The organism is Acinetobacter sp. YH12231, assembly GCF_013417755.1.
Taxonomy (GTDB): domain Bacteria; phylum Pseudomonadota; class Gammaproteobacteria; order Pseudomonadales; family Moraxellaceae; genus Acinetobacter; species Acinetobacter amyesii.
This window is the reverse complement of record NZ_VPDJ01000004.1, coordinates 38,316-54,806: the sequence shown is the minus strand read 5'-3', so window position 1 is coordinate 54,806 and position 16,491 is coordinate 38,316. Positions and strand designations below refer to the sequence as shown.

Here is a 16,491-nt window from a genome sequence, read left to right as displayed (position 1 = left end):
TCAATTTTAGTATTTTTTTAGGTCACAGTAACTGTATGAATTCTACGCAAGAATGGCAAAGCGTCACCTGGTTTGAAGTGGACGAGCATCAGGCGGGTCAACGTATTGATAATTTCCTGTTTAGTCGTCTGAAAGGTGTGCCTAAAAGTCGCATTTATCGTCTGATTCGTGAAAGCCAAGTCCGCGTCAATAAAAAACGCGTCAAAGCGGAAACCAAACTCAATATTGGTGACCAAGTTCGAGTTGCTCCAATTCGTTATGAGCAAAAAGATGAGTCTGCGGTTCCCGTATCGGACAAAGTGGCACAAAGTTTACTGAGCCGTGTGGTGTACGAAGATGAAGGCTTAATGGTGGTAAACAAACCTTCTGGTATTGCTGTTCACGGCGGTAGTGGTGTGGCGTATGGCTTGATCGAAGGCTTACGTGCCGCAACAGGGAAGAAATACCTTGAGCTGATTCACCGAATTGACCGCGACACTTCTGGGTTGGTGATGATTTCGAAAAAACGTAGTGTGTTAAAAAGCCTGCAAGACATGTTACGTGAGCACAAAATCCAAAAAACTTATGCTGCTGTGGTGAAAGGCGTGGTGAGTTTGGATAAGCAGCTCATTGATCAGCCTTTGCATCGTTACGAACTGGCAAATGGCGAGCGTCGTGTTCGTGTATCACCTAAAGAAGGTAAAGAGTCGAAGACGCTGTGGAACGTGAAAGAGCGTTTTATGCATGCCACATTGGTGTATGCGTCTCCACTTTCGGGCCGTACCCATCAGATCCGTGTACATGGTTTAAGTATTGGTCATCCATTGGTGGGCGATGAAAAATACGGTCATGAAACTGAATACCGTGGTCCAAAGCCACGTCGTTTATGTCTGCATGCTATGCGTTTAGAAATTCCGGGTTACCAAACCATTGAAGCGCCATTGCCAGAAGATATGCAAAGCCTTGTGGCGCAGCTACGCGCGCAAAAAGCCGACAAAGTGGTGAAGTCTTCAGAAGATGACGAGTAAGTTTTAAATACGAGACTTCTCTCCCTGAGCAGGACTGCTTCGTAAGTTTTCTTTCTCCCTCTCCTTTAAGGAGAGGGCCGGGGTGAGGTAAATAAATTGATGCACTCCAGAATCTGAATTACCAAACACTGAATCAAATCTAGGAAAACGTATGAACTCAGCTGTAAAACTAGTCATTTTCGATTGGGATGGCACTTTATTTGATTCTGTGGGTCAAATTGTAGCGAGTTTAAAATTTGCAGCAGATCAATATTCACAGCCGCTGACCGATGCTGATGCGAAAAGTATTATTGGTTTAGGTCTGCCGGAAGTCGCACAGCGGTTATTTCCGACGGTTCCCGAATTGCACAGCGACATTTTGCAAAGTTATGCCGATCACTATGTGGCCCATTCCAAAGGGGATATGTGGTTTGATGGTGTCGCGGATATGTTGCAGGAATTACGCGATGCCGGTCTACAATTGGCTGTTGCAACAGGAAAAAGTCGTAAAGGTCTAGACCGTGTCTTGGCTCAAACGCAAAGTCATGAGTTGTTTCGTGCGACACGTGCAGCCAGTGAAACCAAATCTAAGCCAGATCCGTTGATGTTGGCAGAAATTTTGGCGGAAACAGGACTACGTGCCGATCAAGCCATTATGGTTGGTGATACGTCGTATGATTTAGAAATGGCCCTCAATATTCAGATGCCACGTGTAGGCGTGAGCTATGGAGTGCATACTGTAGAAACACTCCAGTGTTTTCAACCCTTACATATTGCACATAGCGTAGGTGATTTGACTGAATTTCTACTAGAACACGTGAAATTACGTCTAGCTGTATAGTTTTAGATACAAACGAGTAAAAAGGGTGAAATTTGTTTTCACCTTTTTTGTTACCAAATGAATAGTAACGCAAGCTCTAGTTGTTGAAATGAGTAAATTCAATTATTTAAAAAAGTAATAACACTAGATTTTTCTACAATAACAAGCAGTCTTCTAGCAAATTTACCTTAAAAAGTTGAGCGCAACTATTTGGCCTTTTACCACAAGCTGGAATAGATTTTTTGTTTGAATTTTTAGTTTTATCTTATTGTTGTTTATTGATTTATTTTTAAATTTTCAATTTATTAAACTAAATCAGATGAAATTGAACACCTATGTGTAAAAGCTGGCTTGACGCTAAAATAATCTTTTAATCTTATCTTTTAGTCGTATAAGCCAAGTTTTTTAGTAGAGATTCAGATTTAAGGGCGAAAAAAATAGTGAATTTTATCTAATTATTTTGACTTAAGTTTTTGAATATTAATAATAAATAATGATTAATTTATAGCTAATAGCTATAGTCATAAATAAAATAAGTATTGGTATTCACTTTCTAAAATCTCGATGCTAAATGCATCTAAACATAACGTGTAGTATGTCAAGTGAAATGCTTTAGGCGAATCCTGACATGACTTTCATCACTTTGATTTTGATGGTGATCGGGATGAAACACGTTGTGCATCCAATTTTTGCAGTTTAAGGAAACATTGATGTCGAATTCTGCTGTTGTTGAATCAGTTGCGCAAGCATTACGCGATGCGGAAGTAAATCAGGCTGCGATTGCACCGATCCGTCCACAACTTGGTGGTGAAAGTGCTGATGTAGATATTGCTTATGCCGTTCAAGAAGTGAATACCAAACGTGCGGTGGCAGAAGGTCGTCGCCTTGTAGGTCGTAAAATTGGCTTAACTTCAAAAGTTGTACAAGCGCAGTTAGGCGTTGATCAACCTGACTTCGGTATGTTGTTTGCTGACATGGCGTATGGCGATGGTGAAGAAATCCCTGCTGGTTTATTGATTCAGCCAAAAGTTGAAGCAGAAATTGCTTTGGTGATTAACCAAGATTTGACCAAAGAAAAACACACCTATGCAGACATTATTAGTGCAACAGAATATGCACTGCCTGCAATTGAAGTGGTCGATAGCCGTATCGAAAACTGGAAAATCTCGTTGATTGATACTGTGGCAGATAACGCATCTTCAGCAGGTTTTGTACTGGGTTCTAAGCCTGTAAAACTTGCAGATCTTGACCTTGTAAATTGCAAAATGGTCATGACGCGTGGTGAAGAAGTAGTTTCACAAGGTGTGGGTAAAGCGTGTCTTTCTAACCCATTAAATGCAGCAGTGTGGTTGGCTGACGAAATGGTTCGTCGAGGTCGTCCATTGCTTGCAGGTGACATCGTATTGACCGGTGCTTTAGGCCCAATGGTTGTGGCAAATCCTGGTGATGAATTCAAAGTTGAAATTGAAGGCTTTGGTTCTGTGACTGCAGCATTTGCAGCGAAATAAGCTTGGGTTTTACGGAATTTTTAAGAGTACGCATTCATGAAAAAGATTAAATGTGCATTGATCGGTCCAGGGAACATTGGTACTGACTTGCTTTACAAACTTCAACGCAGCGAATTTTTAGAACCAGTATGGATGGTGGGGATTGACCCGACGTCTGAAGGTTTGGCTCGCGCTGCTAAAATGGGTTTAAAAACCACTGCTGAAGGCGTAGATGGTTTACTTGCACACGTAATTGAAGACGACATTAAAATCGCATTTGATGCAACTTCTGCCTATGTTCATGCTGAAAACAGCCGCAAATTAAATGAACTTGGCGTGTTAATGATTGACTTAACACCTGCTGCAATCGGTCCATTCTGCGTACCACCAGTAAACTTAGAAGCGTTATTGGACGCAGGTGAAGTTCCGAACGTCAACATGGTGACATGTGGTGGTCAGGCAACGATTCCTATGGTTGCTGCGATTTCACGAGTTCAGCCTGTTGAATACGGCGAAATCATTGCAACAGTTTCAACAAAATCTGTGGGTCCAGGTACACGTAAAAACATCGATGAATTTACCCGTACCACTGCAGGTGCGATTGAAAAAGTCGGTGGTGCTAAAGCAGGTAAAGCGATCATCATCATTAACCCGGCTGAGCCACCATTGATGATGCGTGATACTGTGCACTGTCTTGTTGAAGGTGAGCCAGATCAAGCTGCGATCACTGAATCAGTGCATGCGATGATCAAAGAAGTTCAAAAATACGTACCAGGTTACAAACTGGTGAATGGTCCTGTATTTGACGGTAACCGTGTTTCAATCTTCCTGGAAGTTGAAGGCCTGGGTGATTACCTGCCTAAATATGCCGGTAACCTTGACATCATGACTGCAGCTGCTGCGCGTACCGCAGAAATGTTTGCGGAACGCGTTTTAAACTCAGTTGAAGCATAAGGAGCGTCTTCATGTCTAAGATTATTATTAATGATATGACTTTACGTGATGGCATGCACCCAATGCGCCATCAAACTACACCTGAACAAATGGTTGCCATTGCAACTGCTTTGGATGATGCAGGTGTACCTTTAATCGAAGTTACGCATGGTGACGGCTTAGGCGGTAACTCTGTGAACTATGGTTTTGCAGCAGCAACCGATGAAGAATACCTAAAAGCGGTGATTCCAAACCTGAAACAGGCGAAAGTATCTGCACTTTTACTTCCTGGTATTGGTACGGTTGACCATTTGAAAATGGCACATGATGTTGGTGTAGCAACCATTCGTGTTGCAACGCACTCAACTGAAGCTGACGTTTCTGAACAGCACATTACTGCTGCACGTAAACTTGGCATGGACACTGTGGGCTTTTTGATGATGGCGCACATGGCAACTCCTGAAAAACTTTTGGAAGAAGCCAGCAAAATGGTGTCATACGGTGCAAACTGTATTTATGTGACTGACTCTGCTGGTTATATGTTGCCGCAAGATGTGACTGACCGTGTTGGCATTTTACGTGCAAACCTAGGTTCAGACATCGAAATTGGTTTCCATGGTCACCATAACTTAGGTATGGGCGTTGCGAACTCTGTATCTGCGGTACAAGCAGGTGCAACACGTGTCGATTTAGCGTCTGCGGGTCTTGGTGCAGGTGCGGGTAATACACCACTTGAATTGTTCGTTGCAGTTGCGAACCGTATGCAACTTGAAACAGGTGTTGACTTGTTTAAAGTGCAAGACGTAGCAGAAGATCTGATCATCCCGATGATGACACATCAAATCCGTGCTGACCGTGATGCAGCAACTTTAGGTTATGCAGGTGTGTATTCTTCATTCCTATTGTTCGCAAAACGCGCTGAAGCGAAATACGGCGTATCTGCTCGTGAAATTCTTCTTGAGCTTGGTCGTCGTGGTACGGTTGGTGGTCAAGAAGATATGATTGAAGACTTGGCATTGACCATGTCTAAAGCAAAAGAAGCCAATGCTTAATTTGCTTTAAGTCAAAAAGCGCCCGAAATGGGCGCTTTTTTTATGTCTCAACTGACTATATGGGCTTGGTTTTTAGTTGAGATTGAATTGATGCATAGAAAGCGGATTGAAATAAGAAAAATTCTGCGAACCAATGGTCGATTTCGAGCAGTCATGGTGGTGAAATTTAACTTTAAGTTGTTGATGATTATATAAATTAAATATCATGTCATAGCTAAATTTTATAACTCAAATAAGGATAAATCTCAGCAAAAAACTTTGTTTAAACTTAAAAGCAATTAATACAGCGCATGTAATTGCAAAAAATAAAAAACTTTAAATTTTATGTTAATAAAACATGGGGTTAATTTAATCAGTTGTTCTAAATGATAAAAAAGAGTTATTGTTTTAATCTCTAAGGAAAATAAGCAGAAATAGCTTCCAAAGTTCAAGTCGCACAAAAGCCTGATAAACCTTAATACTGTAGTCGGATTTTTTTCCAAGGTATTGTTGAGCATGATGATGTCATAGCTTAATTTGATCACTGGGAATAAGCCATGCGTCGTCAAAATTTATGGATAGCAATTCTTGCTGCGACAGCAACATTAGGAACATCTGCAACTTATGCGGACTTTGTTGACGACAGCCAAGTACAATTGAAATTTAAAAACTTCTACTTAGACCGTCAAATTAAAGAAAATCCGGCGGGTAACTGGGGTTCATGGTCACAGGGTGTGACTTTGGATGCCAAGTCAGGGTATCAAGATATTGGTGCAGGTATTCAAGTGGGTGCTGACCTTTTGGTTCAACATGCATTTAAACTTAATGCACGCGATAAAAACCCAGACTGGATCTTGCCGCACGATGGTAAAGAATCAAAAGATAACTTTGGTAAAGTGGGCGTGACCCTTAAAGCCAAAGTATCTGAAACTGAGTTGAAAGTGGGTGAGTTATTACCAGTTTCTCCAGTGTTGGTTTTCGATCCATCTCGTCAGCTAATGACAACTTATAGCGGTGCATGGTTAGAGTCGAAAGAGATTAAAGATACTAAGTTAACTTTGGCATACATTGACGGGATCAATAACCGTTATGACAACCAATTCCGTGATTTATCAATGTTCGCTCCAGGTAAAAGATTACCAGATGGCACCATGGGTCATTATGATCTTGGGCCAACTTCTGATGGTATGTATATTGCGGGTATTGACCATCAATTCACACCTGAAATTGGTGGTAGCTACTGGTATGCCGATGTTCAAGACATCTACACACAGCAATATGTCGGCGCGAACTATAAAACCAAGTTAGGTGACAAAGCCAAACTGGATAGCCATATCCGTTACTTCGATAACTCGGATTCGGGTGACAAACTATATGGCGAAATTGATAACCAAGCGTTATCGGTTGGTGCGAAAGTGAATTACGGTTCGCATACCTTTGGTTTGGGTTATCAACAAATGTTTGGTGATAATGCATTCCCAACACTGGGTGGATGGGTGCCGCAGCCGTACTTAGTCAACTGGGGTATAGCAACATTTACTGCAAAAAATGAAAAATCATGGGGCTTTACGTATGGTTATGACTTTGCAGAGCTTGGTGCGAAAGGCCTAAATGCTACAGCGGTTTACTTTACAGGTTCTGATGCAGAAATTGGTACTGCAAATGGCATCCTGAAAGATCAAAAATCTGATGAGCTTAACTTAATCGTGAACTACACCGTGCCTGAAGGTAAGTTGAAGGGCTTAGGCTTCCAGGCAATGTATATCGATGCCGATTTCGATTACAAATCTGACTTGCAAGAGTACCGTGTCGCGACAACTTATACCTATAAGTTCTAATTTCTCAGGATAAAAAAGAGGGAAGTGGATTCATTGCTTCCCTTTTTATTCGCTGGTTTATTTAAAAAAGAAATACCTCAAAGATTTTATGGATATATTTTTGAGTTATGTATTTAAAAACAATAACTTAAATTATAGTCTATTTGTTGTTTATGATCGTAAATATGTATCAGTTAGCAGTGGCTGAACAGGTAATATGAGACTGTAAAAACCACAAAATCCAAAAGAGTCCCCCTTGTGTTTAAATCCGTTATGGATTGAAACATAAGCTCTACGCAATACGAGGAGCATGTATGAGCACTGTTCAGATTCCTGACTATACAACTGATTCATTCTTTGGTTTAGAAGATAAATGGATTGAAACTGCTGAAGGCGAATTAACGCATTACCACGAAGTGGGTGAAGGCACACCAATTCTATTTTTACACGGTTCAGGTACAGGTGTATCTGCTGCGGCAAACTGGTGGTTAAACCTTCCACAAATTGGTGAACAAGCTCGTTGTATCGCTATCGATACGATTGGCTATGGTCAAACTGTTGTTGCACCGAATACTGCTTATGGTATCCGTGCTTGGGTTGATCACGCTGTACGTACGTTAGATGCCCTAGGTATTGAAAAAACTTGGTTAGTGGGTAACTCACTCGGTGGCTGGTTAGCATTCCAAATGGCTTTGGACTATCCAGAACGTGTATTGGGTATCGTGTCTATGGGTACAGGCGGTGCTAAACAAACTGCAGCACTTAAAGCACATGCAAACCCTGTATTAACCGAAGAAGGCATCAAGAAAACCTTGTCTATGTTTGTTGTAAACAAAGACTTGATCACAGACGAATTGGTAAAAGTACGTTTCGCTTCTGCTGCAAATGACTATGCATCAAATCGTTTGATGGATGTTGTTGGCGCACGCGACCGTGACCGTTTCGAATTCCCACTCGACTTTGAAAAAATGAAAGACATTACTGTGCCAGTATTGTTGATTCACGGTGTACAAGACGTGGTGATTCCAGTATCTCGTACGTGGGATATTTTGAACACAGTTCCAAATGCGGATGCGCATATCTTTAGCCAATGTGGTCACTGGTCACAAGTTGAAAAAGCAGAAGAATTCAACACCGTGATTAAAGATTATTTAAAAGCGCGTGGTGTGTAATTTCTTGTCACTGACATGAAATTCAAAAAAAGGATGGTTTTGCCATCCTTTTTTTTATATAAATCTTTTGAAAGAAATACTTTAAATGAGTATTATTCTCATTAATGGGTCGACAGTGTACGGTCTAAATCAGTAAAAAGGCATAAAATAAGCTCATCTGAATGGTTGGGGAAGGGGAATTATTTATTAGACTTAAGTTGTAAATCGGCAATTTTTAGCAATTTTTATCAATGTCTAAACTAAAATTTATAAGTTATTTTCCATCAAGTCGATATGCATGATAGATAAATTGCGTCGATTAAAACATTTAAACGATTAAAAAAGCGACTTTTTAGCCATAAAAAAAGCACCATTATTCATTTTAAAAATAATGGTGCTATATCTATAAATTATGACTTGGCGAAAATTAACGCTGTTCGCGATTAATATCGAGATAAAAAACTTTGGTTAGCAGTTCAAGGAATTTATCTACAGCCACAGAACTCGCCGTTTTTCGGTAACTTACATACAAGTCTAGATACGGTAATTCGACATCTAAAGGACGAATCACCGTATTGTTCATGGTCAATGGCGCGATGTATCCCGGTAGGATCGTGCAGCCTAAGCCCATGCCGATGGAGTTAATGTTAAACAGGATATTGTCGGCTTTTTGCACGATATTAAATTGAATATCATGGGTCGAAGCAAAGTCCAAAATGGCTTCATGCAACGTGCCAGATTGTTCACGTGCAGGAATGATAAAATCAATCCCATTCAATGCTTTAACTGGAATGCGCTCGTACTTCGCTAAAGGGTGATCTTTGGGTAAAATAAAGATCAGCGGTTCACGCAGTACAAACTGACTTTCAATTTCGTCGCTGTGGAAGTTATTGCGGGTAAAAGTGATGTCCAGTTCACCTTTTTGCAGCAATTTCATCTGATCACGGTTATTTAAACTGAGTAATTCAATCTTGAGTTCTGGGTTCTGAACACGTAAATTTGGCAGCACATAAGGGAAGATTTTCATCTCTGCGACAGGGACAAAACCAATGCGCAGCATCTGCTGTTTGGCTTGTGAAACCTGACGTGCCATCGCCACGGCCTTGTCTGCTTGAGCTAGTGTCAAACGTGCTTGTTCTAGAAATACGGCACCTTCTTCTGTGAGCTCAACTTTACGTTTAGTACGGTGCAACAGTTTTACGCCGACATCTTCTTCAAGATCTTTAATTTGTTGGCTTAAAGAAGGTTGAGCAGTATAAAGTTTTAACGCAGCTTTACTGAAATTGAGTTCTTCAGCGACAGTAATAAAGTAGCGTAAGTGTCGTAATTCCATATAATCAACCCGTGGAGTAATCCAAAAAATGTCTTACTTAGAAGTCCGTTCAGTATAATCTATAAACAACTATTGCGTGAGGATTATTTTACCATTCACGAAATAAATGGTGTTCTCGGCAATTTAAAAAAAATGCCATAAAAAAAATCTACCGTAATAATCCATAAAATCTCTTAATTAAAACAAAATAAATATTTCCCGAATATCGCTCTAAAATCCATCATCGTTGAAAAGTTGAGTCTATTACTTTGTGCCTTACTGGTCACAGGAGAGCTTTTCATGAGTGGAAAAATTGATGTGCGCGAAATCGATGCTTTGGTCGATGCACAAAATGGACGTATCACGCCATCTATCTATACCGATCCAGACATTTACGAACTTGAATTAGAACGTGTGTTCGGTCGTACATGGTTATTCCTATGCCATGAGAGCCAAATTCCTAAAGCCGGCGATTTCTTCAATACCTACATGGGTGAAGATCCGATTATCGTGGCACGCCAAAAAGACGGCTCAATCAAAGCATTCTTAAACCAATGTCGTCACCGCTCTATGCGTGTGAGCTTCGCAGACTGTGGTAATACACGTGCATTTACTTGCCCGTACCATGGCTGGTCTTACGGTATTGACGGTTCTCTAAAAGATATCCCGCTTGAAGATCGTGCTTACCCACATGGTGCATGTAAAGAGCAATGGGGTCTGGTAGAAGTTAACCGTGTTAAATCATACAAAGGCTTAGTATTCGGCTGCTGGGATGAAACAACTCCAGATCTAGAAGAATACATGGGCGATATCGCTTGGTACCTGGACGGCGTTGTAGACCGTCGTGAAGGTGGTACTGTGATCGTTGGTGGTGTACACAAATGGGAAATCGACTGTAACTGGAAATTTGCAGCTGAACAGTTCGCTTCTGACCAATACCACGCGTTGTTCTCTCATGCATCTGCGATTCAGGTGCTTGGTGCTAAACCAGATGATGAATCTTCTAAGAAATTAGGTGCTGCACAAACTGCCCGTCCAGTTTGGGAAACTGCCAAAGACGCGATCCAATACGGTTCACGTGGTCACGGTTCAGGCTTCTTCTTCACTGAGAAACCAGACGCAAACGTATGGGTGGATGGTGAAGTAGCAAACTACTTCCGTGAAACGTATGAAGAAGTGAAAGAACGCCTAGGTGAAACTCGTGCACTGCGTCTTGCTGGTCACAACACCATGTTCCCAACATTGTCTTGGTTGAACGGTACTGCAACGCTTCGTGTATGGCACCCACGTGGTCCAAACAAGACTGAAGTATGGGCATTCTGTATCTGTGATGCGGACGCGCCAGAAGATGTACAAGCAGCATTTGAACGTTCTGCAACACGTGCCTTCGGTCCTGCTGGTTTCCTAGAGCAAGATGACTCTGAAAACTGGATCGAAATCCAAAAAGTATTACGTGGTTATAAAGCACGTCAAAACAAACTCATTATGGAAATGGGTAAAGGCAACGAGAAAGTACGTGAAGATGGTATCCCGGGTATCACTAACTATATTTTCTCTGAGACTGCAGCACGTGGTATGTACCGCCGTTGGGCAGATTTATTGATTCATGAAAAATGGGAAGACGTTGAAGCTGCGGCTGACGAATATGAGAAGGAGCTTATGAAATGAGTCAAATTAGTTTAGAACTCCATCACCAAATTAGTCAGTTTCTTTATCGTGAAGCAAAATTGCTTGACGATTGGAAGTTCCGCGATTGGTTAGCTGTATTAGCTGAAGATATTTCTTATACGTTACGCACAACACCAAACGCGCAAACACGTGACCGTCGTCGTTCGATTGAGCCGCCAACAACTTGGGTATTTAACGATACTAAAGATTTGTTGGAACGCCGTGTAGCTCGTTTAGAGACAGGTATGGCTTGGGCTGAAGAACCTCCTTCACGTACAACACACATGGTTTCAAATGTGATTGTTGAAGCGACAGAAGTTGAAGGTGAATACGACGTTTACGTAACGTACTTGTTGTACCGCACCCAGAAAGAGAAAGATGTAACAATCTACTGTGGTAAGCGTCACGACAAGATCCGCAAAGTCGACACTGAGCAAGGTTTCGAAATCTTCAACCGTAAGATTACCCTTGATCAGGTGACTTACAACTCACATAACCTGAGCGTGTTCTTCTAATGAATAAGATTTTTGTTTGCCAAGTTGACGAATTAGACGAAGGCGAAGCATTGAAAGTAGATTGCGGCGTTAACGGTATCGATGCGCTTGCAGTATTCAACAACAATGGCGAATTTTTCGCGATGAACGACCGTTGTTCACATGGTAATGCTTCAATGTCTGAAGGTTACCTTGAAGATGATGGCACTGTTGAATGTCCACTTCATTCGGCTCGATTCTGTTTGAAAACTGGTCAAGCATTATGCTTACCAGCAACAGATCCTATCAAGACATTCCCTGTGATTGTTGAAGATGGTGCTTTATACGTAGAGATGGCAGGAGAGTAATCATGGGTTGGCTACAAGGCGAAGTTGCACTTATTACCGGTGGTGGTTCAGGCTTAGGCTGGGCATTGGTTGAACGTTTCTTAGAAGAAGGTGCACAAGTTGCTGTTCTTCAACGTTCTCAATCGAAAGTTGATGCATTGAAAGAACATTTTGGTGACCGCGTGCTTGCGATCGCAGGAGATGTAGCCAGCTATGAGGATAATGTTCGTGCAGTTCAAGCAACTGTAGAACATTATGGCAAACTTGACTGTTTCGTCGGAAACGCAGGTATCTGGGATCATTACGCAGATATCGTCAATACATCGGGTGAACAGCTGGAAAAAGCTTTTGATGAGATTATGGGTATTAACACCAAATCTCTCATCTTAGGTGCCAAAGCTGCACTTGATGCATTGATAGCTTCGGAAGGTTCTATCATATTTACTTTGTCTAACTCAGCACTGTATTCGGCAGGCGGAGGCCCTGTATACACAGCGTCTAAGCATGCTGGCGTTGGGATCATGAAAGAATTAGCCTACGAGCTTGCGCCTAAAGTACGAGTGAACGCTGTTGCTCCGTCGGGTATGAATGTAAACATCAAAGGTGCTGCTTCTTTAGGCCAAGAAAACCTCGGTCTACTCGATGCACGTGATCCTGAGAAGATTGCACGCGGCATGCCGCTCAATTTCTTACCCGAACCTGAAGATATGACTGGTTCATACGTGTTATTGGCTTCTCGTCAAAACAACCGCCCATTAACTGGTGTTTTAATTAATGCTGAATGTGGTCTGGGTATCCGTGGTTTACGTCAACCACGTGCTGGCTTCTTTGACGAGATTTAATTCGCCAAATACGTAAAGGACTTACTCGGCAGCCGTCTTGGCTGCCTTCCGTTTAGGAGTCACCCATGGCCGTTAAACTTATTTGTGCATCGCACAGTCCCCTAATGGAATTCGCTTCTCCGCAAGAGAAATACAAAGAGGAAAAAGTTCGCGAAACTTTTGCCAAACTCGCTAAAGAAGTTGAAGACTATAATCCAACATTGATCATTACTTTTGGTCCAGACCATTTCAATGGTTTCTTCTATGACCTCATGCCATCTTTCTGCGTCGGTATTCGTGCCAAAGCAGCAGGTGATTGGGATTATGGTAAAGACAATGACCACATTAATGTGCCTGAAGAAACAGCAATTAGTCTGGTTCGTCGCGTATTGGATGAAGGTGTCGATGTTGCATACTCTTATCGTATGCAGGCAGACCACGGTGTGACTCAACCATTACATTTCCTTTGTGGTGGTAAGCTTGATCGTTATCCAACGATTCCAATTTTTATCAATGGTGCTGCTGCACCGATGCCAACTACGAAGCGTACCATCGCTTTAGGCCGTGCTGTAGGTCAGTTCATCAAATCTCTGAACCTTGAAAATGAACGTGTATTGATTTTGGGTACAGGTGGTCTTTCACATGATCCACCAACACCGCAAATGGGTTCAGTTCCACCTGAAGTGGAAGAGTTCTTGATTGCAGGTCGTAACCCAACTGAAGAGGCACGTAATACACGTCAAGGCAAAATCATTGCTGTCGGCCAAAAACTCGCAGCGGGTGATACTTCTGTCGCAGTGCCTTTAAATCCTGAATGGGACCGCGCACTCCTCGCAACGTTCGCCAAAGCTGACTTTGCTGCCATTGAAGCGATGACTGAAGCTGAAATTCGTGCCGAGGGCGGTCGTGGTGGTCAAGAAGTTCGTTCTTGGATGGCTGCATTTGCTGCACTGCATGAAGTGGGCGAATACGACATGACTACACATTGCTACGAAGATATTAGTGAGTGGATTGCGGGCTTCGGCATCGTATCTGCAGAATTGAAATAAGGAATATACCCATGAGCCAAAATGGTATCGAAACCATCGTTATTGTTGGAGCTGGTCAAGCTGGTGCTAGCGCCATTTTAGAACTCCGTGCGAACAAGTATGAAGGCAAAATCATTTTGGTGGGTGATGAAACACATCTTCCTTATGAACGTCCGCCTTTGTCTAAAGACGTAATTCTAAAACCTGAAGAGACCAAAATCGAAATTCTGTCAGAAGAAAAATTGGCAGAACTCGGTGTTGAACATATTCGTGGCAATGGCGTTGTGAAAATCCATAGCGATGCAAAAACAGTTGAACTGAAAAATGGCGAAATTGTTGCATTTGACAAGTTGCTTCTAGCAACCGGTGGTGCAGCACGCCGTTTACCGAATTTCGATGCTTTGGGTAAACACGTTTATACCTTACGTAACCTTGAAGATTCACAAGCATTGGTGCCTGTATTACAAGCGGGTCGCCGTATTGTATTGATCGGCGGTGGTGTGATTGGTCTTGAGCTTGCTTCTTCAGCACGTTCTAAAGACTGTATCGTGACCGTGATTGAAATGGGTCCGATGGTCATGGGTCGTTCATCTCCACGTGTTTTAAGTGAATTCTTATTGGCACAGCAACGTCTTGCAGGTGTAGATGTTCGTCTTTCGACTTCTATTGCTGACTGTAAGCTTGATGGCGAAGAAGTGGTGATCACGCTTGAAGGCGGTGAAGAACTTCGTGCCGATGCAGTGATCTATGGTATTGGCATTGTGCCAAATGCTCAACTTGCGGTTGATGCAGGTTTAGACGTTGATTTTGCCATTAAAGTGAATGATAACTGCCAAACTTCGCATCCAGATATTTATGCAGCGGGTGACGTTGCGACTCAGCTTCGTGACTGTGGTAACCACCGTCGTGTCGAAACTTGGGAAAATGCGAACTTGCAAGCAGGTATCTTTGCTCGTCATGTAATGGGTGTTGAACATCCAACCCCAAATCCAGCGTGGTTCTGGACAGATCAATTGAATATCAACTATCAATTTGTGGGTGATATGGCTGCAAGCGAATGGATTGCACGTGGCGAAGTAAATCCTGAATTAGCTGCAGAATCATCATTTGTTTTGTTTGGTGTTACTGACGGTGTAATCGTGGGTGGTATCACTGTGAATGCTGCGAAAGAGATGCGTCATTTGAAAAAATTGATTAGCAAGAATGCGGCGTTTGAAGCGGATAAATATTTAGATTTAAGCCAAGATTTACGTAAACTTGTAAAGTAAGCTGAATGTCTAAGAGGAGCAGACTTACGGTAACGTAGGTCTGTTTTTTTATGTCTTTAGTTTTAGCATCGCACTTATAAAGCTATTTTGTAGTCCATGTATACAGTTTTAGCTTATATAGTTCTATTCAACGGTTTTAATCCTCCCAGCCCTCCTTTTTCAAAGGAGGGAGTAGTCTTTGTGAAGAATGGATTTCGTTTGGATGATTCCCCCTCTTTTTTTAAAGAGGGGTTAGGGGAGATTATTGATCGTTTGAAGAGAAGTCCTTATACCCCAAACGATCGGGTGGCATTCATACCGCCTCCAATTTAGTTGATAAAGTGGAGAGCAATAATTGGTCTTAAACTTTATTAGTTACTGGTCTTACGAGTAGTTCCAGATCTGAATAGTGAGTTTCAGGTTAAGTCGTTAGAACAATCAAATTTGAGAATGAAATGAAATCTTCACTGCCGCTGACGGCAAGTATATATGCTCTTTTGGTACTGATTTGGGCGACGACGCCGCTCGCGATTGTGTGGAGTGTGCAGGAAATACATCCGATGTGGGTGTTGATTATCCGTTACTTCGGCGCATCTATTATTGCGCTGTTTCTGTTGAAATTGATGCGTGATCCTTTGCCGTTTGATGAAACCTCATTAAAAAGTTATGTGGCAGGGAGTTTGAATTTGATTGGCGCACAGTTGTTTATTTATCTCGCAGCCAATTATCTCACCTCTGGTTTAATGGCACTGATTTTTGGTTTTTCACCCTTAATTGCCGGTTTGATTGGGCATGTAATTTTAAAAACACATAAATTGGTCGCTTTGCAGTGGTTGGGCATGGCGGTTGCAGTGGGAGGTCTAACTTTTGTCTTTGCAGATTCTGCTGATAGCAAAGTCAATCCAATTGGCGTTGTACTGATGCTAATCAGCATGGTGTCATATATCAGTTCGATTTTTTGGGTGAAACAGATTAACGCACCGTTAAAACCGATGTCTCAGGCAACAGGTTCTCTGATTGTTTCTGCCTTGGGTTCGGTACTCATCATTCCTTTTATCTGGCAGCATTTTCCAACCGAATTGCCAAGCGGCCGTGCCATGATAGGTTTTGTCTTTACCATGATCATGTCATCGATTGTGGCGATGCTGTGTTACTTCTGGCTGATCAAACGTTTGGCCGCATCAACGGTGTCACTCAGTAATGTGATGACACCTGTCATAGCATTGGTTTTGGGAGCGACGTTGAACAGTGAACATATTAGCTCCAATGCCTTTGTTGGAATCGTGGTCGTGATGTTTGGTATTGTGATGTACTTTTGGAAAGAGTGGCGCGAGCAATATTTTAATAAAGTACGTTGAACCGTGTACATC

Annotated in this window: 15 protein-coding genes; 14 read left to right on the top strand and 1 reads right to left on the bottom strand. The window is 42.1% G+C overall.

Annotated features, from left to right (window positions below):
* Positions 1–35: 35 nt before the first annotated feature.
* The 7 genes from FTV11_RS02410 (at position 36) to FTV11_RS02380 (ending at position 8,246) form a co-directional block, all read left to right on the top strand.
* Positions 36–1,007, top strand: a complete 972-nt coding sequence (locus tag FTV11_RS02410; RefSeq protein ID WP_078189751.1) for an RluA family pseudouridine synthase — start codon at positions 36–38, stop codon at positions 1,005–1,007.
* A 151-nt stretch (positions 1,008–1,158) separates the two neighbouring features.
* Entirely contained in the window at positions 1,159–1,827 is a 669-nt protein-coding gene (locus tag FTV11_RS02405) for an HAD-IA family hydrolase (RefSeq protein ID WP_111884106.1), read from the top strand.
* A 689-nt stretch (positions 1,828–2,516) separates the two neighbouring features.
* The gene (mhpD, locus tag FTV11_RS02400) at positions 2,517–3,314 is read left to right on the top strand and encodes a 2-keto-4-pentenoate hydratase (protein ID WP_078189749.1); all 798 of its coding nucleotides are present in this window, start codon (positions 2,517–2,519) and stop codon (positions 3,312–3,314) included.
* Between the two features lie 36 nt (positions 3,315–3,350).
* Positions 3,351–4,247 carry an acetaldehyde dehydrogenase (acetylating) gene (locus FTV11_RS02395; RefSeq protein WP_180048814.1) on the top strand — a complete coding sequence of 299 codons (897 nt, stop codon included), beginning with the start codon at positions 3,351–3,353 and terminating at the stop codon, positions 4,245–4,247.
* A gap of 11 nt (positions 4,248–4,258) precedes the next feature.
* Positions 4,259–5,278: a 4-hydroxy-2-oxovalerate aldolase gene (dmpG, locus tag FTV11_RS02390; RefSeq protein ID WP_180048815.1), complete on the top strand. Its 1,020-nt coding sequence runs from the start codon at positions 4,259–4,261 to the stop codon at positions 5,276–5,278.
* Between the two features lie 536 nt (positions 5,279–5,814).
* Positions 5,815–7,095 (top strand): OprD family outer membrane porin, encoded by a 1,281-nt coding sequence (locus FTV11_RS02385; RefSeq protein WP_168377929.1) that lies wholly within the window; start codon positions 5,815–5,817, stop codon positions 7,093–7,095.
* Positions 7,096–7,388: 293 nt separating this feature from the next.
* Positions 7,389–8,246, top strand: coding sequence for an alpha/beta fold hydrolase (locus FTV11_RS02380; RefSeq protein WP_168377928.1), 858 nt, complete (start codon positions 7,389–7,391; stop codon positions 8,244–8,246).
* 406 nt (positions 8,247–8,652) lie between these two features.
* On the opposite strand, the gene hcaR is transcribed toward FTV11_RS02380, so the two are convergent.
* Positions 8,653–9,558 (bottom strand): DNA-binding transcriptional regulator HcaR, encoded by a 906-nt coding sequence (gene hcaR, locus FTV11_RS02375; RefSeq protein WP_180002937.1) that lies wholly within the window; start codon positions 9,556–9,558, stop codon positions 8,653–8,655.
* A 279-nt stretch (positions 9,559–9,837) separates the two neighbouring features.
* Here hcaR and hcaE point away from each other — a divergent pair, with 279 nt between their 5' ends.
* From hcaE to FTV11_RS02340, 7 genes are all read left to right on the top strand, one after another.
* Entirely contained in the window at positions 9,838–11,205 is a 1,368-nt protein-coding gene (gene hcaE / locus FTV11_RS02370; protein ID WP_078192774.1) for a 3-phenylpropionate/cinnamic acid dioxygenase subunit alpha, read from the top strand.
* Positions 11,202–11,720 (top strand): 3-phenylpropionate/cinnamic acid dioxygenase subunit beta, encoded by a 519-nt coding sequence (gene hcaF / locus FTV11_RS02365; protein WP_067763936.1) that lies wholly within the window; start codon positions 11,202–11,204, stop codon positions 11,718–11,720. Before hcaE ends, hcaF begins: the two co-directional genes overlap by 4 nt.
* A complete protein-coding gene (gene hcaC / locus FTV11_RS02360) occupies positions 11,720–12,046 on the top strand; it encodes a 3-phenylpropionate/cinnamic acid dioxygenase ferredoxin subunit (RefSeq protein WP_067763933.1) in 327 nt (108 codons plus the stop codon). The genes hcaF and hcaC overlap by 1 nt, the downstream gene beginning before the upstream one ends.
* Before the next feature lie 2 nt (positions 12,047–12,048).
* Positions 12,049–12,867 carry a 3-phenylpropionate-dihydrodiol/cinnamic acid-dihydrodiol dehydrogenase gene (gene hcaB, locus FTV11_RS02355; RefSeq protein WP_078192772.1) on the top strand — a complete coding sequence of 273 codons (819 nt, stop codon included), beginning with the start codon at positions 12,049–12,051 and terminating at the stop codon, positions 12,865–12,867.
* A gap of 65 nt (positions 12,868–12,932) precedes the next feature.
* Entirely contained in the window at positions 12,933–13,895 is a 963-nt protein-coding gene (locus tag FTV11_RS02350) for a 3-carboxyethylcatechol 2,3-dioxygenase (protein ID WP_180073322.1), read from the top strand.
* Between the two features lie 11 nt (positions 13,896–13,906).
* Complete coding sequence (gene hcaD, locus FTV11_RS02345) at positions 13,907–15,142, top strand: 3-phenylpropionate/cinnamic acid dioxygenase ferredoxin--NAD(+) reductase subunit (protein WP_180024487.1); 1,236 nt, start codon at positions 13,907–13,909, stop codon at positions 15,140–15,142.
* A 434-nt stretch (positions 15,143–15,576) separates the two neighbouring features.
* Positions 15,577–16,479 carry a DMT family transporter gene (locus FTV11_RS02340; protein ID WP_180021141.1) on the top strand — a complete coding sequence of 301 codons (903 nt, stop codon included), beginning with the start codon at positions 15,577–15,579 and terminating at the stop codon, positions 16,477–16,479.
* Positions 16,480–16,491 lie beyond the last annotated feature (12 nt).